The sequence below is a fragment of the Sinomicrobium halophytocola genome (assembly GCF_052983395.1).
Map to the genome: position 1 here is coordinate 121169 of NZ_JBRKIT010000048.1, position 19680 is coordinate 140848.

Sequence of the window (19680 nt, forward strand, 5' to 3'; positions counted from 1 at the left end):
CAATTCCCTATAACAGAATTTACTCTACACAAACATTTCAGCAAAGAATACCCATGAGGATGCATGAGTACTACATCAAACTTCGTTTCATAAATGTCCTTGCCCGCATGGAGAGGGATAAAAAACAACGCCACAATACCGTGCCCTATAGCTCATTGTAATTTACTATCTTCGTGCTACGGCAGAAAAACCTTAGCGGTTAAATGAGTGCCCGGTATCACGGTCTATTGGCTATCTTTAACTCAGGGTGTCAGCTGCAAATCAATTGTAATTTTTGTCATCTACGAAAAACCCATTCAAGAAAATACCATGTTGAAAAACCTTCGATTTATCGTGTTGTTATTGGCAATACTGCCCGGATCGGGCTGCCGGCAAATGAAACCGGAACCACAACGCCCCAATATACTTTTTGTGATCAGTGACGACCAATCCTTTGCCCATACCAGCTTTGCAGGCAGCAAATTTGTCAATACCCCGGCCTTTGACCGGGTAGCCCGCGAAGGCGTTTATTTTGCCAATTGCATTGCCGGATCACCGGGCTGTGCCCCGTCCAGGAGTTCTATCGTAACCGGGCGCTATCCCTGGCAAAACGAGCAATCCGGCCAGCACGCTTCTTCCTGGCTTAAAAAATACGTCTCTTTTATTGATGAACTGGACAAGGGCGGATATAGTACAGGGCGTACCGGTAAAGGAGTGGGTCCTTTTCAATATGCCAGGGATGACAATGATTCGCTATGGCGGGTTACGGATGCGGGGGGTATTGCCCATTCTAATATAAACTATAGTCAGAAAGATAAATCGGGCCTGGAAGGGTATGCCGATAAAATGAGCGGTACCGACTATTATGGGAATTTTAAATACTTTATGGAAAACGTAAGGAAGGACAAACCCTTCTTCTTTTGGTTCGGAGCACATGAACCCCATAGACCTTATGAAAAAGGTTCCTGGAAAAGGATGGGAAAACACCGGGAAGATGTAGAAGTGCCCGGGTTTCTTCCGGATAATAATGAGATCCGGGGCGATCTGTTGGATTATGCCGTTGAAGTGGAGTGGTTTGACCGGCACCTCGGGGATATTTTACAATATTTGGAAGACATCGGGGAACTGGACAATACCATTGTAATCGTAACCGCGGACAACGGCAAACCGTTTCCCCGGGCTAAGGCTAATAGCTATGAGTACGGTATCCATGTACCTATGGCCATTCGTTATCCCGAAAAATTTCCGGGGGGCCGGGTCATCGAAGATCCGGTATCCTTTGTGGATATAGCCCCGACCATTTTGGAGATCGCCAATAAAAGCCCCGAGGATATGATGCCGGTTACGGGAAAGAGTTTTTTGGAAATACTGACCTCAAACAAGGAAGGTTATGTGAAAGGAGTGAATACTTATGCTTTTTCCGGGCGGGAGCGCCATTCCTCCTCCAGGTATAAGAATCGGGGCTATCCTCAACGTGTTATACGCAGCAGGGATTTCCTCTATATCTGGAACATGCGGCCGGAACGGTGGCCTGCGGGCGCGCCTCAAAAATTTGATCCCGGGGATACCTTACAACTGCTCCCCGTGAACGGCATTGGGGACGACGGAAAATATATGCCCCAGGGCGCCTATACCGATATCGATGATTGCCCTGCCAAGACTTACCTTTTGGAACATGCCGATGATACGGATATCAAGCCATTTCTGGATTTGGCCGTGGACAAAAGACCGGAGTTTGAACTGTATGCGATCAAAACAGATCCGTATTGCCTGGACAACCTTGCCGGGTTACCCGAATTTGCGGCAGAGGAAGCACGGTTGAAAAAAGAACTGCACAACGAATTGGAAAGGACGAAGGATCCCAGGGTCGTTGGACCGGATACGGAAATTTTTGACAGTTATAAAAGGTATTCCCCCATCCGGAAATTCCCAAAACCAGGTGAATCCTCTGTAGGGGGCCGGGAATAGCTTTTTAAGAACCGCTCCGGAAAAATCCGGAAATACGTCCTTTTTTATTTACATAAGAGGTCCCGATACGGGACCTCTTTCTGTTTTGAGGAATACATTAATTCTATTTTTATAAATTTCTGTTATTCGGAAGAAGCACTTAAGCAATAAGAATACCCCTGATTTTGCATTGTGACTTATAAAAGTTTTTACTCAGTCCATTCGCTCAAGCCCCTTAAGCCCACAGAGAAGGATATACAACATACTGAGGGCTGTACAATTCTTACAGGGTTTAATCCGATTTCGATATTTGAAGCTACCGATTATTTTAACAGACCATAAATAGAATGATATTGAGGAAAACCGCTCATTCCATCCCTTTCAGCTACAAAAACCTGAAGTTCGGCTATTTAATAATGTGAGCATAACATCAAATCTTCTTTATAAACCCTGCGCTTTCTTGAATAGTCCTTTTATATGCTCTATTTCCTTATTATGGGTGCTTTTTTTACGTGTTCCAAAATAGAGCGTGTTCTTTAACTTTTTGTCACCTTTCCATATCAGCTGAATTTCACCGCTTTTTATCTCAGTATGGCATAGAAAATCAGGGATAACAGCCAAACCGCTTCCTCCGCTCAGACAACGCACAATGGAATTGAGATTCGGGACAATATAGTTTGGTCTGAAATCCGGCTTCTTCCCAAAGTTCAAACTCCAAAATTGGAAAAGATGCTCCATATCACCCGTAGTTCCATACCACTTGTGTTGTTTTAGCCAAAGCTCGATTTGTGTCCTGTTTTTCGTTTTATGAACATCTTTGAACGCTTTCAGGTCAATATCTTTCCCTCCTACCAATACGATATTTTCCGAAGAAAAAGGTTCATGCTCAATATGGGGAGATACTCCTTTTTTTGGCGTGATGATAAGGTCTAAAATACCCTTGTCCAACTGATCCAGCATCTCCGGATACTCACCAAAGCTGATGATTAAATTAAAAGGCAGGGTGGATACATATTGCTCCAATGTAATCTGGAAGGTCTCAAAACACATACCAACGCTGATAGTAGGTGTGTTCTTCTCGGTAGATTTTTGAAAATTCTTTTCAATCTCTTCGAGTTTTGTCAACGGTTCAGCTAACGCATTAAAAAGGACCTTTCCGCGTTCGGTCGGAATCATTTTGCGGCCGGTGCGGTCAAATAGTTTATAGCCCACATAAGCCTCCAAAGAGCTTAAATGGAGACTAACCCCCGGCTGGGATATGAATAAGGGTTCCGCCGCACCTGTCAATGTTCCCGTTTTGTAAATCGCTTTAAAAGTGCGATACCATTCTAAGTTAACCATGATATTAAAATTATAATACAAAAATATAAATATAATTACTTTAATAATAGTTAGTCCCGATTAAAGTTGTCATAAAATTTAAAAAAAGTCCACAAATAGATGAAAACAGGTGTAAAAACCAAGTATCCCTAAGCTATTATAATACTAATAGAAGTATATGAGTTAAGTTATTTTTGTAATAGTAATTGTCGCTATACTTTTGTGTCTGAATTTAAAAACAAGCAAACATGAAACATATACTTATCATAAATGCAGGGCAGAAATTTGCTCATTCCGGCGGAAAGTATAACCAAACCGTTACAGAAAACACCCTTTCCTTTTTTGAAAGATTTGAGGATGTTGAAATAAAACTGACCAATATCGAAGACGGATACGACAATGAAGAAGAGGTAAAGAAATTTGTCTGGGCAGATTACATCATCTATCATACCCCCATGTGGTGGTTCCAGATCCCCAACGGGTTTAAAAAATACATTGACGAAGTATTTACAGCGGGACATAAGAAAGGAATCTATCACAGCGATGGACGTACTTCCCGGAACCCTGACATCAATTATGGCACAGGCGGTATGTTACAGGGAAGGAAATATATGGTAACAAGCAGTTGGAATGCCCCTAAGACAGCATTTACACTACCCGGTGAATTTTTCAACGAAACGAGCGTCGATAACGGTCCTTTGTTCGGCTTCCACCGGATGAACGCTTTTGCCTCACTTGAAAAAATGGAAAGTTTTCATTTCCATGATGTTGAAAAAAATGCTGACGTAACCAGAGATATGACCGAATATACCAAACATCTCGAAAAGGTTTTTGCACCACAATTAAAAAAATAAAAAGATGAAAATCCATTTAACAGCTATTATTAAGGCCAAAGAAGAATACCGGGAAGAAGTTGCCTCCATATTACAAAACATGGTGCAACAAACCCGAAAAGAAGAAGCATGTGAATTGTATAATCTCCATCAAGGTCTGGAAGATCAAAACCTGTTCATTTTCTACGAAATATGGAAAAGCAGGGAAGGTTTGGCGGCACACAATGAGCAACCCTACATCAAGGCATTCGGAGAACTTGCTACGGAAAAGTTACAGGAACAGCCGACAATAATTTTAACAACATTACTATAAAATTTAAAAAAATGGAATACAGAACATTAGGCAATACAGATCTGGAATTATCTGCTATTACACACGGTGCTTTCGCTATCGGAGGCAATATGTGGGGCGGTAATGATAAAAAAGACTCTATCGACTCTATCCATGCGTCGCTGGATCACGGTGTTACCAGTATTGACACGGCGCCCTTTTACGGCTTTGGTTTAAGCGAAGAAATGATCGGTGAGGCCATCAAAGGAAAAGACAGAAGCCATATCCAATTGTTAACCAAATTCGGATTGGTCTGGGATGGAAGCAACAAAGGCAAGGGTGAGTTTTTCTTTGATGCCGAAGAAGATGGAAAGAAAATACCTGTTTACAAATATGCCGCCAGAGAGAGCATCGTAAAAGAGGTTGAAGAAAGCCTGAAACGTTTGGGTACGGATTATATCGACTTATTGCAGTTGCACTGGCCGGACAATTCAACTGCTATCGGTGAAACGATGGAAGCACTGGAATTATTGATACAACAAGGTAAAATCCGTGCCGCCGGAGTGAGCAATTATAGTGTAGATCAATTGAAAGAAGCTTCCAGAACCCTGAAATTAGCCAGCAACCAGGTTTCTTACAGTATGCTGAATCGTACGATTGAGAATGACTTGGTGCCTTATGCACTGGAAAATGAATTGGGGATCATTGTGTACAGCCCGATGGAGCGTGGCTTGTTAACAGGTAAATACTTCAAAGAAAGTAAACTAAAAGGCGATGACCACCGGAATGGGTATTTTTCCCAGTTTAACTTGGAAAAAGTAAAATCCTTTTTGCAGGCAATTGAGCCAGTCGCAAAAAGCAAAGGCGCTACACTTTCACAACTGGTCTTACAGTGGACAACACTTCAGCCGGGTATCAGCGTTGTTTTGGCAGGAGCCAGGAATGCGGAGCAGGCAATCGCCAATGCCCGGGCACTTGACTTCAAATTGTCAGGTGACGAATTACAGCTCATAAATAATGAACTTTTAAAATTATAAAAGATGAAAGCAAAGGAATATTTAAAAATAATGACGGTAACTGCCCTGCTGCTGACCAGTGTATGGGGGACCTATGCCCAGGGTCAAAGTATCGATCCGAAAGATACATCATGGTACCCGTCGGTTTATGGAGCAAACGACGAAATCGGTGCGGTTAATTTGTTAAGTCCGGAAATTGTCTTGCAGGCCGTTAAGTTGGTAAAGACCGGAAAGACCTATCCCCTGGCTGTACCTATTGATAAACACCTGCCGGCATTCCGCCACCGTAGTTTTAATCTTTACAATATTCAACCCGGAGAACAGGCCGGGCAAACCGTGGGACCGAATAAATTCAGCTTCAATGATGAATTGGTTACTGCTTGGACGGGTGTAGGCACTCAGCTAAACGGGATTGGTCATATCGGGATAGATAACATATACTATAACGGAAATAAAGCAGCGGATTTTGTTACTGTGGAAGGTGTGAAGAAACTTGGTATAGAGAAAGTTCCGCCTATGGTTACCCGTGGAATAGTATTGGATATGACCGAACACTATGGGAAATCCATTATTCCCGGCGGTACCGAATTTACGGTTGCCGATATTCAGGCGGTACTTAAAAAACAAGGAATAAGCATACGGAAAGGTGATGTTGTATTGTTTAACACCGGGTGGTTGGAACTTATCGGAAAAGACAACAAACAATTCCTTGAAGTAGAACCCGGTATTGGATTGGAGGCCGCAAAATGGTTAGCCGATCAGGGGATCGTCGCATTTGGCGGAGACACATGGGCTTCTGAAGTATACCCAAATCCGGCGAGCAACGAGGAGTTTCCTGTCAATCAGTATATGCTTGCCAAGCGCGGCATCTATAATTTAGAACTGATAGACAGTCGGGCCCTGGTTAGAGATAAAGTCCGGGAATTTTTATTTGTATTGGGCCAGCCGCTTTATGTCGGTTCTACTCAGGTTAACATCAATCCCGTGGCAATCTATTAAATAAACCTCTCCGGACTGCAAGTCCGGAGGTTAGAAAGTGGCAGTGAAATTGCCATAGTTATGAGGATGTAGCTACACCTGGCAAGGCTATGGCCATGACAGGTTTTACTCATTTCAGCAGGAGATCAGGGCGACCGCATTAACCAAATTGAAGCAGGATAAAACATTCACTATAGTATTTCTTGCCAAATGGCAAGTCTTGTAAGTTTTTAATTCTTGTCCTTTGCCTAAGAGATTAAAAAAGAAAAAATGAACAAGACAATTTTTATAACAGGAGCTGCGTCAGGGTTAGGAAAAGTTACGGCTAAACTATTTGCAGAAAAAGGATGGACCGTAATTGCCACAATGCGAAAACCCGAAAACGAAAGGGAACTTTCTCAATTACCCGATACACATCTTTTACAATTGGACATCAGCAACACAAATCAAATTATAGAGGTTGTTAAAAAAGCTGAACAAATAAGTCCTGTTGATGTATTGTTTAACAACGCAGGCTATGCTTTAGCCGGAGCATTGGAAGCAACTTCCGATGAACAATTGGAGCAACAATTCCATACTAACGTCTTCGGAACAATTCGTCTGACCAAAGCATTTCTTCCTTATTTTAGAGCGAGGAAAACGGGAATAATAATCACTACAACCTCTTTAGGTGCTTATATTCCAGACCCATTTATGTCACTATATGCAGCAACAAAATCAGCATTAGAAGCCTGGACTACGGGAATGACTTACGAGTTGGACAGCATAGGTGTCAGCATTAAAACAATCGTTCCCGGATTTATGCAAACAAATTTCGTTGATAACGCTCAAATGACAGTACACGAAGCCTATGAGGAAGACTGGAATAAAGTATTAAAAGCTTATGCTCATCCTCATGCTTTTACTAATGCAGATAACCCGGCCCGTATTGCCGAAGTTGTTTATGAAGCCGTAACAGATGGTAAAAAACAAATACATTATTTTGCAGGAAATGATGCGACAACAAGATATAAAGAACTAATTTTAAAAGGGATAGATTCAATATCAGACACAAGGAGAAAAGCCTTTTTTGACAATTAAAATATATGGAAGAACTCATCAGCTATTTATTGCAATTCGGGCAACCTAATCAAAAACAGCTCGATTTGATTCAAACGAAGGCGGAAGAAAAATACTTGCCAAAAGGCGAGTATTTTTCTGAGGCCGGAAAAATTGCAAAACATATTGGTTTTGTACAGGAAGGTATTTTGATGATCTGTTACTACAACAGCAAAGGCGAAGAAATCGTCCATCATTTCGTAGCTGAAAATAATTTTGTGGTGGATCTGGATAGCTTTAACCACCAAATTTCGTCTATGATCTACATACGGACGGTTACGGATTGTCGGTTGATTTCATTCTCGTATGAAAGTTTTAAAGAGCTTTCGGAAACAATAATTGACTGGGACAAAATAATCAATAAAGTCACCATAAAAACATTATTAGATAAAGTACATGTGGTGCAGCCCATGCTGACCACAGATGCCAAAACCAGATATGTTGATTTTTTGAAAAACTTCCCAAATTTAGCCAACAGAATACCGCTTATATATATTGCATCATATTTAGGAATTACTCCAACTTCGTTGAGTAGAATCAGAAAAAATATTCGATAATCAGGAGACGAATTTACTGCCTTGATCTTTAAGACAGATATTTACTATAAAGAAGGGCCAAGGTAAAGGCCAGTTGCCAACGCCATGTAATTAAGGCTCCATAGGAATTCATTAAGATGAAGATCTGCCTTCATATAACAAAATTATAATCCGCTTAAACAAACCCGCCAGCTCTGTCTGATCGGATGGGTTTAAAGGGGAAATGACGGATCGAACCGAATCAGAGGATAGTTCATCCAGTTTTTGTTGCTCTTTTAGTCCCTTTTCAGTCAGCTTGATTTCAAAACATCGTTTATCGGATGAAGATTGTTCTTTAGTCAACAAAGATTTTGAAATCAGTTTTTTTATAATTCGGCTTAAATACCCCTCATCCAGCTTCAATACTTTATTGATGTCCGTCGCAGTGGTTTTCTTTTGTTCGTTAACAATGAAAAGGATTTGCGATTCGGTCAGCGAATAATCAGTATTCAATAAGGTTTTTTCCAGCAGTCCGATACTTCTGACATAATTACGGTTAAACTTTCTTATCGTATGTATAATTTCCATTTCATCCATAATTCATTTATTTGCCTCTGTCAAGTATTTTTGTTTATATTTGCTTTTGTCAAGTAATATACGAAATGTAAATTAAAACCGATCCTAAAAAATGATGACCATAAAGAACATTACAATGGCAGACCCCCTTTATGATCCCATGAGGGAGTTAAGAAATAAAGTTCTTCTACGCCCGTTGGGAATCCCCGATAATTCCTGGGAAATGCATGATGAAAAATCCTGGCATTTTGTAGCCGTGGAAGATAACATGGTCATGGGCTGTGCAGTTTTAGTCCCTTCGGAAGAAACCCCGGGTACCGCCCAACTGATGCAAATGGCAGTTGATACGAACATTCAGGGAAAAGGAATAGGAAAACTGTTGCTCTGTGAGATTATAACATTTGCCCGCAACAAAGGACTTCAGGAGATTAGCTGTCATTCCAGGAAATATGCGGTTGATTTTTATACAAAGCTCGGGTTTAAAGTATACGGAAAACCCTTTGAAGAAGTGGGTATTCCCCATAACCACATGAAATTAAAATTGCACACAACTAATAAATAGGAATTAAAAGATATAATAAAGATGACCATCAGCAACAGCACAATCAACGATATAGACGACATATTCCGGCTGTATAAAATTGCTTCGGACTATCAAAAAGCAAAAAAAGAGGTCACCGTATGGCCCGATTTTGAACGGGGGCTTATTGAAAATGAAATTAGTGAAAACCGGCAGTGGAAAATGACTATTAACGGTGAAATTGCCTGCATTTGGGCCATTACCTTTAGCGATGCACAGATCTGGCAAAAGAGAAACGAAGATAGCGCCGTTTATATTCATAGAATTGCGACTAACCCCGACTTCAGGGGCAATAACTTTGTCACAAAAATTGTCGATTGGGCCAAGGAATACACAATAGCTATCGGAAAGCAATATGTAAGAATGGATACCACGGGAAACAACGCCCGACTTATTGAACATTATAAAAATTCGGGTTTTGACTTTTTAGGAATGTTTGAACTTGAGGATACCAAGGGGCTCCCTGAGCATTACCACAAAGCGCCTGTGTGTTTGTTTGAAATCAACCTTAAAAATTAAAACCCTAGCTAATTCGAGTCAACTACCTCGGGGCATCCCGATACCTATCGGGACACGAGGCATGAGGCGGAAACCATAGATTACTTTTCAACGCAAGCGTCGGAGCATTTAAATCTCACTTAGTGAGTAAAAACAGCTCTATTTAAAATACTTAAACCGGGAACACATACATATAAACTATTCTTCTATAATTTTTTACGGTGCTGCCCTCCCCCTCCCGGTCTGTGAGATGGCTTATAATGGTTTGCAGTGACTACATCAGATTTAATCTTTAGCTAATCCTTGATTTGCATACAACTTTCGGGGCTTTGCATACAGCCGTTAAAGTGCTCTTTGCGAACTTTGACCTATTAAAATTAATAGTATGGTTATGAAGAAAATAAATCTGGGAAGCGAAGGTTTGACTTTACCAATTATCGGTTTGGGCTGTATGGGTATGACGGGTTTTGAAGATGCAAATATGTATGGAGAGGCCGATGAGCAGGAAGCTATGGCCACCATTCACCGATCGCTCGAATTAGGGGGTAATTTTTTAGATACTGCCGATTTGTACGGCCCTTTCAAAAATGAACAGTTGATTGCCAAAGCAATAGATGGTAATAGGGATAAATATATTATCGCGACAAAATTCGGCTGGGAAATAGATGATAACAACAAAGTAACCTGGGCTATTAATGGCAAAAAAGAGTATGTCAAAAAAGCGGTGGAACGTTCACTTAGAAATCTTAACACGGAGTATATTGATTTGTACTATATGCACCGGCTTGATAAAAACACGCCCATCGAAGAAACCATTGAGGCGATGAGCGAGCTGGTGAAGGAAGGCAAAGTGGGTTATCTCGGGCTGTCAGAAGTATCTTCGGAAACCGTAAAAAGAGCTCACGCAGTTCACCCGATTACGGCGGTACAAAGTGAATATTCTTTATTTGAGCGTACCACAGAAGAACGTGGCATACTGAATACTTTAAATGAACTTGGGATAGGTTTTGTTGCTTATTCCCCATTAGGACGTGGTTTTTTATCCGGGCAGATCCGAACCATAGATGACTTACCGGAAAATGATTTTCGACGGGCCATTCCCCGTTTCCAGGAAGCTCATTTTTACAAGAATATGGAGTTGGTTAAAGCAATTGAGACAATGGCCGAAGCGAAAAATATAACCACATCACAGTTGGCACTGGCTTGGATTATAAATAAGGGCATCTTACCTATTCCGGGCACCAAACGAAGAAAATATTTAGAGCAAAACATAGCGGCCACCGAAATTGAATTAAACGAAGCTGATCTGTCGAAACTCGAAAGCATTGTGCCGTTGGGTACTGATACCGGTGATCCATACGACGAGTTTAGTATGGGGCTTATTGATTAGCGCATTGGTACGGTTGCATTTTAAGAATGCAACCGCTACGCTACACATTAAAATGTTTAAATTAGCATTATGAATGCCATCAGATCAGTCTCAGAATTTCACCGGTTGCTCTCTTTGCCCGAGCCACGCCATCCATTGGTAAGTGTGATTAACCTCGCCGAAAGTATTTTCCTGGAAGATGATGTATGGAAAGGTTTTGTGAATAGATTTTATTGTGTTGCCCTCAAAAGGGAAGCCAAGGGTAAAATACGATATGGTCAGCAACATTATGATTACGATAAGGGTGTTCTGAGCTTTACGGCACCTAATCAAGTTCAATACCTGGATCTGAACACCGTAGAATGCGGATCAGGTTACCTGCTTATTTTCCATCCCGACTTTTTGCTGGCCCATCCCCTGGCAAGCAACATTAACGGGTATAACTTCTTCTCTTACGCTGTAAATGAGGCGCTGCATCTTTCTGCTGAAGAAGAAGATGATCTTATTACAATATTGAACAAGATCGATAAGGAATGCCTGCATATTGATAAATATACGCAGGAAATTATCCTATCGCAAATTGAGTTGTTGCTCAATTATTCCAAACGATTTTACGAGCGGCAGTTTATCACCCGGAAAAACCACAATCATCAACTGCTTGTCAAATTTGAACGCCTTGTTGAAGGGTATTTTGACAGCAGTACGACAACGCAACCGGAACTATTAACGGTACAACGCATGGCCGAACTCATGAACCTGTCTCCAAACTACCTGAGCGATCTACTGCGCATGCATACAGGACAAAATACACAACAGCATATACATCAGAGGTTGATTGAAAAGGCGAAGGAAAAACTCTCGACTACAAATTTATCGGTAGGCGAAATTGCTTATACATTTGGCTTTGAACACGCACAATCGTTCAGTACGCTATTCAAGAAGAAAACCAGTTTGTCACCTCTTGAATTCCGGCAGGCATTTAACGGAAATTAAGCTACACTTATGAGCCTCACATAATAAAAATAGGGCCATTAAGCAGCCGTTACATCACTTAACGGGACAAAAAGGAAAATCCTTTTCATCCCGTTTTTATATTAGATAAACCTCACCACTTCCCTACCCCTGGCGGTTCAAAACGAAAACCGGGTTTTCGGGGTAAACCGGAGTTTATCCGGGCTGATTTTTAGTCCTCCAGGTAAACGGTCTGCGTAAACGCGCCATTGACGGCGACATCCCATACCTCAACGCGTACCCATTTCCGGCCGGACAGGTTAACAGAAAATTGAAATTCCCCGGACCCAAAAGCCCTGGTGTCCTCAAGATTCATCCGTTCTTTAAAAACCTTTTCTCCGTCGCCGGAAATAATAGTGACAAAACTTAAGGGAAAAGTCCAGTCCACCTCTAAAGCGATATCAGTTTCTCCGTTTTCACCTACTTTAACGGTTTGCCCGGAAGTCTTTTTATTCACTGAAAACGACGGGATCAGGATCTCTCCCGTGGTGGAGAAGAACTTTCCTTCGGTCATTGCATCCAGTACCGGTTGCCATCCTTCTTCGAAATCCGGCAAATGGTCCATTTGCAAATAATTAATGTTCATATGGGCGTACATTTCATTTTCGGGAGTAACCGTAAAAAGGTCCGATTCCGCTATAATCCTTTTCTTATCTCCCCAATTGTTCATATCATCCAGCAGATCCAGCACCCGGAGTCCCAGTCTTTGTTCGGACAAGTCTGCCGGCATGGCTTTCCATGCCCCGCCCAGGAAATGATCCGATTTAAAAAAATGTTCCTCTTTATATTTATCAGGGTACCCGGTAGAACCTTTTATCCTGGGGTGTGCGGTCCAGGCTAACCCGTTTTCCAGTTCCAGCAGGCGCAGCATTTCTTTTTCATCCTTTATCCGGTATATTTTGCCGTAGGTCGTGTCTTCGGTAAGAAATGGTTTGTTTTCTTCCCTGCTCATTATCCAGTAAACGGGTTTCGGGAATATCGCCATCCAGTGGCCTCCTAAAAATTCGTTCGGTTCTTCTCCAGGAAGCAAGAGGAAATCACCATCAGAAAGACGTTTGCATTCTTTAAACAGCGCGTCCAGTTCCGATAAACGCTGAGGGTCGGGACCCTTGGGATGAGCCGTATAATGAAACTCCCCCAAATGCACGATATCCACTCCCATTTGTTTGAAAACATCCACAAACCCGGGGTTCTCCGGAACGGTCTCATCGGCCATAACCACGTTCATTATAAACTCGTTATGAAAATGACTGGCCATCGTTTTATACGAGGGTAACGGAACATAGGTGTCCTCGTGCGTGTATGCCTTAACAGCATCGATCAGTGTTTCCGGTCCGTCGGCACCCAGTAAACAAAAGAAGTTAAGCCGTTGTGCTGTTCCGGGAGGCGCGTTAAACCACGGAACAAATCGATGGTCTCCCTCCGGGTCCTGCCTGATACCAATTCCGTATTCCGGGATCATTTTCCTGTAATTGGGCCCATGCCAGGTAAATTTTAAGTTAAACGCTTCATCCAACGGGTAGAAGTATTGGTGAGGAGGGGGAAAAACAGCAATAGCTCCCTTTTTCGAGTTGCCGATGATCGTCCGGTACTTTACCGCCTCGTTGGTGCTGGTGTCTTTTACAGACGAATTTATTTCCTGAAACCGGTTGTCGTTATTGATAAAGGAAACCTTTTCCCAGGCTTGTGCCCCGACAAGCCCGGCATCGTAGAGCAGTGCCGTGCTATCTTTCCGAGTAGAGACCACCGCGGCTATATTAAACAACGGCTGATCGTTATAAATGGTAATTTCAATATTCCCCGTAAAATCCGGCGCTGTAATTTCTTCTATTACAATTTTAGTCCTTTGTCCTCCTTTAGTGACCTTCAAATCCTTTTTATTGAATTTCAGCACATGGGACGTATAAGGCCTTTCGGGCACTTTATCAAAAAAAACAGTCCAGCCGTTTTCGGGTTTCAACGTTCTTTTTCCGACATTGATGATAAAAGCAGGGTCGAGATCCTGCACTATTTCTTTTAAATTTCCTTTTTCAACTATTCCCATCGTGTGAAACAGCGGTTTACCTTCTTCAAGGTTGAGTACCATTCTGGCCTCGTTGGCATTTGCCAGGGGCCATGTTATCTCCAAATTATTTCCCTCACGGTTTATTTTTGTTTCATTTTCTTCTAAATTGCCAGGTAGTGAAACAGGAATTTGTGCTGTTAAAAGCAATGTCTGTAGCAGGAATGCAAATAATAAGGTGTTTTTCATGTAAATATTTGATCGGTTAAAATTCATAATCCGAACTCGTCTTGAGTTCTCCTATTGGAACTCACACAATATACAAATAAAAAACACTTTTTATAAACCTATCCGTATAACCCGGTTTTAAAAAAACCGCGGTTTCATCGATGTACGTTATCCCGGACAGCCATAAAAACCTCGTGTACGATATCTTCGCCGGCGACCCGGTTCAAACACCCGCTATGGGCCGTTGTATTAAAAAAGACAAAATATGAGTGCAAAAGAGGGTTTTGCAGCAAATTATAATAACTCAAGACGAGTTCTATTCCCGTAACCCCGTTGTTCCCTGGTCATAGTTCGCAAAAGTATACGGTAAAGGAGATTTAAAAATTGCCCGTTTTACGGATTCTCGTAATGTTATCAGGTATTTCCGTTGTAACTTTAATTCTTGCTTTACACCCAAGTGCGTAAAGCGTAATCCTTAGATTTTAACAAAAACAGAAGTAAAAATCCCTCTGAGATAAGAAATAATCCCTCTCAGATAAGCCTTATTGCGAATAACCGGGTAATTTAAAGCCCTCTCTGCCTGGTGAAACCGTAAAAACCAGGCAGGATGCCCTTTATAAACCCAAAGTTGTTAGTAGAAGTTGCCTGTTTCCCCTTCCTGCCTAAAACCCATTAAAAATGGAATATATTATTCTTTTTAAAAAATTAATAAGCCATCTGTCCGAAAAAGAAGAAGCGATCTTCGACGCATGGTATGCCGAAAGTCCTGTCCACCGGGAATATTTTGACGGGCTGAAACATCGTGAACCGAACAGGTTCCCGGATATGGAAGCCGCCTGGAAAAAGATCGTTTCCGGACGGAAAACGGACTAAGCCCGTATTCATTTCTGCGGGATACTGTTTGGCCTGCACGCTATGGGGTAAATAGCAACCCCGCAACCGCCACGGGAGTCTCCGGTATTGCGGATATCCATCCCGGAAACGGCGTTATCCTGTAAAAATCCCTCTCAGATAAAAAGAAATCCTTCACAGGTAAGTGTTCTCATTTTGAAGTTTATACATTTACAATACGAAAGAACTTAATAGCATTTTGCTATAAAACACGCGAAACGAAATTCTGTCTTCGTGCATGGCCATGAGAATATATACTAATTATCGCTGATATGGACTATAGGTAAACAACATTTAATCTTTTCTCTCCCTTGCCCGTGTTAGAAGCCGTGGGCAGTTCTATCCAAACAACCGGAGATTCCATAGCACAGAGATAACGATCTTTGGTGCTCACGGCTTTTTCAATAAAATTGACGGAAAAAGAACATAACCGACCCCTACCACTACATTGTTAGTGCGGTGATTGAGATTTACAAACTGAAAAATCCGGCCTAGCCGGCCACAGGCCCGGGACCGGATACTTTCGGGAACTATCCTTTAAACCCGCAAATCGCCATGAAAAAATTTGCCCGCATCGTGATACAGACCGGCCTTCTCCCGGTTGAAATTCAAAAAGAAAAACGGCAATGACACTACCGAACAACCTCTAAAACCTACCCCACCATGGATGAAAACGAACATATTGAAAAAGAACGCCTGGAGCATATTTTTTTTGTACTTAACGAAATGAAGCTGGGCAACCTGTCTTACAGGCTCAGGCTTTCCCTTTTCGACGAGGGTTATGATACCATAGTGACATATATCAATGAACTACAGGATATTATGACACAACTGGTCCGCAACCGGGCCGGAACAGCACAAGGCCTTTACCGCGAAGTCCATATGACTTTTGTCCTGGACGACGATTTTCATGTGAAACAGGTCAACGATGTGGTCCTGGATATCCTCAATACGGAGCAGGAGCAGATACACTGTTTGTTTTTCGATGAATTACTCACCGATGAGTACCGCATGGTCTGGGACATCCTCGAAGACGAGGTGTTCCCCCTCCTCGACTCCCCTTTTAGCTTCGGGGTCTCTTTTCAGATAAACGATATGGTAGAATGCCCGGCCTATTGCCGTTTTACCCGCAATACGGAAGACCGCCTTATCCGTGTTTCCGCTCCGAAAGTGTTTGCAAAGCCCTCCATTGAAGGCTTTATGAACAGGCCCCTGGTTACGGAGGACGCCAAAAAGGACCTAAAGCCCGCCACCGGTCCGGAGTTTTCAGGGAGAATATCGCCCCGGGAGACCGAAGAAGAAAAAGCGGTGCGGGAAATGGCCCGCTATATCGAAGAACACCTGGACGCACCCTGGCCCTCTATAAATAAACTGGCAAAGGACTCCGGTATGAACCGCGAAAAACTCAGGATCCTCTTTAAACGCCTTTTCCAAACCACCCTATATGACTTTTATACCGATAAAAGAATGGAAAAGGCCAAACACCTGCTGGTCCATACGGACATGGCCATCGAAGAAATAGCATTGGTCCTGGGATATAAAGCATCCTCCAACTTTTACAAGACCTTTAAAAAGAAATACGGAGGCTCCCCGGGGGAAATAAGAAAGAAAAGATAGGGTATACCAAACAGCAACATTGTGAATTTGACAGTAAATCCTGCATAATGAATATAAATTCTTGCAAAATAAGGAGAAAATATTGCGGATTCAGGAGTCGTTTTGGTGGTTTACTTCAGAACTTTACACCAGTTAAAAATCAAATAGCCCTGATTAAAAATGAAGAAAGAGGATTTTTGACACATAGGGTTACTTATTGAGGTAAAGGGATTCAAAGAACAAAAAGATACCAGAGTGCTTTGAATCCCATACTTCAAAACTAAAAACATAAGTTCTTATAACAGATTGAAAAAAGATTGCCACTACCTGTCCCGGTATTTTCGCCGGGAGATGCACGGATGTTTTTTAAAGGGTTCCATAAATAATCCGTGTATTCGTGGCCAAATTATACCACTCCGGACCGCAAGTCCGGAGGTTAGAAAGCGGCAATCCTGCCCGTCCGGCGGGGAAATTGCCATAGTTATTGCGTATTGCCTAAATAACCCAATAACCTATTAACTTAATAACTCAAGTTCTAACAACAGATTCAAAATATATGTTGCCACTGATACACGAATAATTTTTAAAAAGTACCCTCATAAATAATCCGTGCATTAGTGGCCGAAATAGAAACTAACCAACCCATATATATTGTTTTGGGAGTATGGGAGTTGACGCGTTGTTTGGGGTTTTAAATAACTAATAGTATAAGTAAGTAAAATAACGCCAAGGCTCCCAACTCCAAAACTAAGAACTATTACAACAACCTTAATCTACCCCGATTATGAAACGTACCCTCTTAGCCATTCCACGCTTTTTTGTAAGGCACAAAAGTGTCGTTCTTGAAATTATCTGCTTTCTTTTTATCCTCTTATTTGTTTATGCTGCCGTAAACAAGCTTATGGATGTACAGAAGTTTACCGTACAAATAGGCCAATCCCCCCTACTGACTAACATTGCGGGGTTTACGGCCTGGTTTATTCCTATCATAGAAATTCTCGTAGCCCTGCTACTGGCCTGGCCGAAAACCCGGCTCACCGGTATGTACGGCGCTTTTGCCCTGATAGTGATGTTTACCGCTTATATCGTGGCTATTCTCAGTTTTAGTGAAAAGATCCCTTGCTCTTGTGGTGGTGTATTGGAAAAACTGGGGTGGACGGAGCATCTTATCTTTAATATAGGCTTTGTTCTACTGGCAGTAATAGGTATACTATTACTTAGCCCACCACATGAACCTTCAAAAAACACGGTAAAGTTTGGAAAGACAACTACTGCTTAATAGTCCTGGAGTTGAGGAGTCAGGGAGTTATTGAGTGCTCGACTCTTAATGACTATAATGAGTTCATTTGATAACAACTGAAATATAAAAAATCAAAGTTAAAAAGATAGTGCTCTCCCCCTTGAGGGGGAGATGCCAAAGGCAGCGGGGGTGCCTCCCCGCAAGCCAAAATATAAATCTGAAATAACACAACCATGAAACGCAGCATTCTATTCATATTATTTACCCTATTCCTGGCGGTTTCCGTAGTCCTGGCCCTGCATATCGCTGCTCCGAAAAAGGAAAATCATAAGCATGCCGGATTTGACCGGGTGTTTGCGCCAGGTAATATTTTGAAGCCATTGGATACATTAGATTTGAAATATAACTCGTATTATATTGCTGGAGCAGATACTGACCATGTTTATTTAGGAAATTATACTGCTTTTAATCATATTTTAAGCGCCAATTTAAAAAATATTAAGGATACTACACAATACAAAATAAAAGCGGATAGCATAGAAAAATACATGGGTATAAAGGTAAGGCTCTATAGTTCCTACTTTTATTTGTTAGATGGAAACATGTCTATAATTCACAGAGGAAATGTTAAGAATTGGATTGCTTATCCTTATATGGACGGTACTAATTTTAGCAAGGCCCTTCCTATATCGGATACCTCTTTGGCTTTAATTAAAATTCATAACTTTAAAAACACTTTCTATAAAATTATCAAAGGAAATTCCGAACCTGAAATCTTTCCTTCCTTGTTAGAAGAACAACATGAGGAGGGCCTTTTTAGTACAGATGGCGAACTGTATTATGACAAAAATACGGAACAATTGGTATTTATATATTTTTATCGTAATGAATTCTTATATATGGATAAAAATTTTAATATAAAATATAAAGCTCATACTATAGATACTATTAATGAGGTAAAAATAAAGACAGGAAATATAAGTTCTGAAAATAAAATTACTATGTCTGCCGCTTCACTAATAGTAAACAAAAAACACTGTATATCTATAAATTACCTATACAACAATTCTAATATATTAGCCGCAAACGAAAACACAAACATATTTGAAAATAATTCTGTAATAGATATATATTCTTTAGAAGATAAAGGACAATACCAACATAGCTTTTATATTCCTTCCTTTAAAGAAAAAAAAATGAAGGAATTTGTAGTAATAAATAACAGTATAATATTAGCAAGATACGAACAGTATATCATAGCTTATCAATTAAATATGAATTATATGCATTTAAAAATTTAATAACATACAAAAACATTATCGCGATGATCAGGGATAAAGACCGAAAACCTGTATAATAGAGTAGGCACTTTAATGTTTAATTTTAAAACCAATAACCATGAAAAAGTTCAGATTTATTATGCCCGCATTGGCACTTGTATTTGCCATTGCAACCGCTTTTGCAACTGCCAAAATTGATCCTCAAGGTGATGGATGGTACAAAGATGCACAGGATGTATGCCAACAGGAAGACCTTGATCTTGGACCTTGTGATACAGTGTCGGGTACCAATTGTACAATTACAGTCGGAGCAACTACTTTCGAAACTGTATACGCTACTCAAGATGGTTGTGATGATGAGCTATCTGCGCAAATTTTAAGAAGGCAATAAAAACAAGCTTTTAGTTAAAAAGAAGCTGTCTTGTAAAAGGCAGCTTCTAATCAAATAAAAT

General features: G+C 41.1%; 19 protein-coding genes. 16 read left to right on the top strand and 3 right to left on the bottom strand.

Features of this window, described 5'->3' with window-relative positions; all coding sequences use genetic code 11:
* Nucleotides 1-309: 309 nt before the first annotated feature.
* Nucleotides 310-1947: a sulfatase family protein gene (locus ACVBDY_RS21505; protein ID WP_447177535.1), complete on the top strand. Its 1638-nt coding sequence runs from the start codon at nt 310-312 to the stop codon at nt 1945-1947.
* A 420-nt stretch (nt 1948-2367) separates the two neighbouring features.
* On the opposite strand, the gene ACVBDY_RS21510 is transcribed toward ACVBDY_RS21505, so the two are convergent.
* Nucleotides 2368-3267: a LysR family transcriptional regulator gene (locus tag ACVBDY_RS21510; protein WP_447177536.1), complete on the bottom strand. Its 900-nt coding sequence runs from the start codon at nt 3265-3267 to the stop codon at nt 2368-2370.
* Nucleotides 3268-3494: 227 nt separating this feature from the next.
* Here ACVBDY_RS21510 and ACVBDY_RS21515 point away from each other — a divergent pair, with 227 nt between their 5' ends.
* The 6 genes from ACVBDY_RS21515 (at nt 3495) to ACVBDY_RS21540 (ending at nt 7999) form a co-directional block, all read left to right on the top strand.
* On the top strand, nt 3495-4100 hold the full coding sequence (locus tag ACVBDY_RS21515) for an NAD(P)H-dependent oxidoreductase (protein ID WP_447177537.1): 606 nt from the start codon (nt 3495-3497) through the stop codon (nt 4098-4100).
* A gap of 4 nt (nt 4101-4104) precedes the next feature.
* Nucleotides 4105-4392 carry a putative quinol monooxygenase gene (locus tag ACVBDY_RS21520; protein ID WP_447177538.1) on the top strand — a complete coding sequence of 96 codons (288 nt, stop codon included), beginning with the start codon at nt 4105-4107 and terminating at the stop codon, nt 4390-4392.
* An 11-nt stretch (nt 4393-4403) separates the two neighbouring features.
* Nucleotides 4404-5387 carry an aldo/keto reductase gene (locus tag ACVBDY_RS21525; RefSeq protein ID WP_447177539.1) on the top strand — a complete coding sequence of 328 codons (984 nt, stop codon included), beginning with the start codon at nt 4404-4406 and terminating at the stop codon, nt 5385-5387.
* Nucleotides 5388-5390: 3 nt separating this feature from the next.
* Nucleotides 5391-6365, top strand: a complete 975-nt coding sequence (locus tag ACVBDY_RS21530) for a cyclase family protein (protein ID WP_447177540.1) — start codon at nt 5391-5393, stop codon at nt 6363-6365.
* A gap of 249 nt (nt 6366-6614) precedes the next feature.
* Nucleotides 6615-7424: an SDR family oxidoreductase gene (locus ACVBDY_RS21535; protein WP_447177541.1), complete on the top strand. Its 810-nt coding sequence runs from the start codon at nt 6615-6617 to the stop codon at nt 7422-7424.
* Between the two features lie 5 nt (nt 7425-7429).
* Nucleotides 7430-7999: a Crp/Fnr family transcriptional regulator gene (locus tag ACVBDY_RS21540; protein WP_447177542.1), complete on the top strand. Its 570-nt coding sequence runs from the start codon at nt 7430-7432 to the stop codon at nt 7997-7999.
* A 111-nt stretch (nt 8000-8110) separates the two neighbouring features.
* Here the strand turns inward: ACVBDY_RS21540 and ACVBDY_RS21545 are convergent, their stop codons facing one another.
* Nucleotides 8111-8554 (bottom strand): MarR family winged helix-turn-helix transcriptional regulator, encoded by a 444-nt coding sequence (locus ACVBDY_RS21545; protein WP_447177543.1) that lies wholly within the window; start codon nt 8552-8554, stop codon nt 8111-8113.
* A gap of 91 nt (nt 8555-8645) precedes the next feature.
* Here ACVBDY_RS21545 and ACVBDY_RS21550 point away from each other — a divergent pair, with 91 nt between their 5' ends.
* The 4 genes from ACVBDY_RS21550 (at nt 8646) to ACVBDY_RS21565 (ending at nt 11973) form a co-directional block, all read left to right on the top strand.
* Nucleotides 8646-9095, top strand: coding sequence for a GNAT family N-acetyltransferase (locus ACVBDY_RS21550; protein WP_447177544.1), 450 nt, complete (start codon nt 8646-8648; stop codon nt 9093-9095).
* A 21-nt stretch (nt 9096-9116) separates the two neighbouring features.
* Nucleotides 9117-9632, top strand: a complete 516-nt coding sequence (locus ACVBDY_RS21555; protein ID WP_447177545.1) for a GNAT family N-acetyltransferase — start codon at nt 9117-9119, stop codon at nt 9630-9632.
* A 370-nt stretch (nt 9633-10002) separates the two neighbouring features.
* On the top strand, nt 10003-11001 hold the full coding sequence (locus ACVBDY_RS21560; protein WP_447177546.1) for an aldo/keto reductase: 999 nt from the start codon (nt 10003-10005) through the stop codon (nt 10999-11001).
* Nucleotides 11002-11070: 69 nt separating this feature from the next.
* On the top strand, nt 11071-11973 hold the full coding sequence (locus tag ACVBDY_RS21565; protein WP_447177547.1) for a helix-turn-helix domain-containing protein: 903 nt from the start codon (nt 11071-11073) through the stop codon (nt 11971-11973).
* Between the two features lie 190 nt (nt 11974-12163).
* Here the strand turns inward: ACVBDY_RS21565 and ACVBDY_RS21570 are convergent, their stop codons facing one another.
* Complete coding sequence (locus tag ACVBDY_RS21570; RefSeq protein WP_447177548.1) at nt 12164-14242, bottom strand: CehA/McbA family metallohydrolase domain-containing protein; 2079 nt, start codon at nt 14240-14242, stop codon at nt 12164-12166.
* 657 nt (nt 14243-14899) lie between these two features.
* Between ACVBDY_RS21570 and ACVBDY_RS21575 the strand changes: the two genes are divergently transcribed.
* From ACVBDY_RS21575 to ACVBDY_RS21595, 5 genes are all read left to right on the top strand, one after another.
* On the top strand, nt 14900-15094 hold the full coding sequence (locus ACVBDY_RS21575) for a hypothetical protein (RefSeq protein WP_447177549.1): 195 nt from the start codon (nt 14900-14902) through the stop codon (nt 15092-15094).
* 681 nt (nt 15095-15775) lie between these two features.
* Nucleotides 15776-16729, top strand: coding sequence for a helix-turn-helix transcriptional regulator (locus ACVBDY_RS21580; RefSeq protein ID WP_447177550.1), 954 nt, complete (start codon nt 15776-15778; stop codon nt 16727-16729).
* Between the two features lie 763 nt (nt 16730-17492).
* On the top strand, nt 17493-17987 hold the full coding sequence (locus ACVBDY_RS21585) for a MauE/DoxX family redox-associated membrane protein (protein WP_447177551.1): 495 nt from the start codon (nt 17493-17495) through the stop codon (nt 17985-17987).
* A 194-nt stretch (nt 17988-18181) separates the two neighbouring features.
* Nucleotides 18182-19249: a hypothetical protein gene (locus ACVBDY_RS21590; protein WP_447177552.1), complete on the top strand. Its 1068-nt coding sequence runs from the start codon at nt 18182-18184 to the stop codon at nt 19247-19249.
* Between the two features lie 97 nt (nt 19250-19346).
* Complete coding sequence (locus ACVBDY_RS21595) at nt 19347-19619, top strand: DUF6520 family protein (RefSeq protein WP_447177553.1); 273 nt, start codon at nt 19347-19349, stop codon at nt 19617-19619.
* Nucleotides 19620-19680 lie beyond the last annotated feature (61 nt).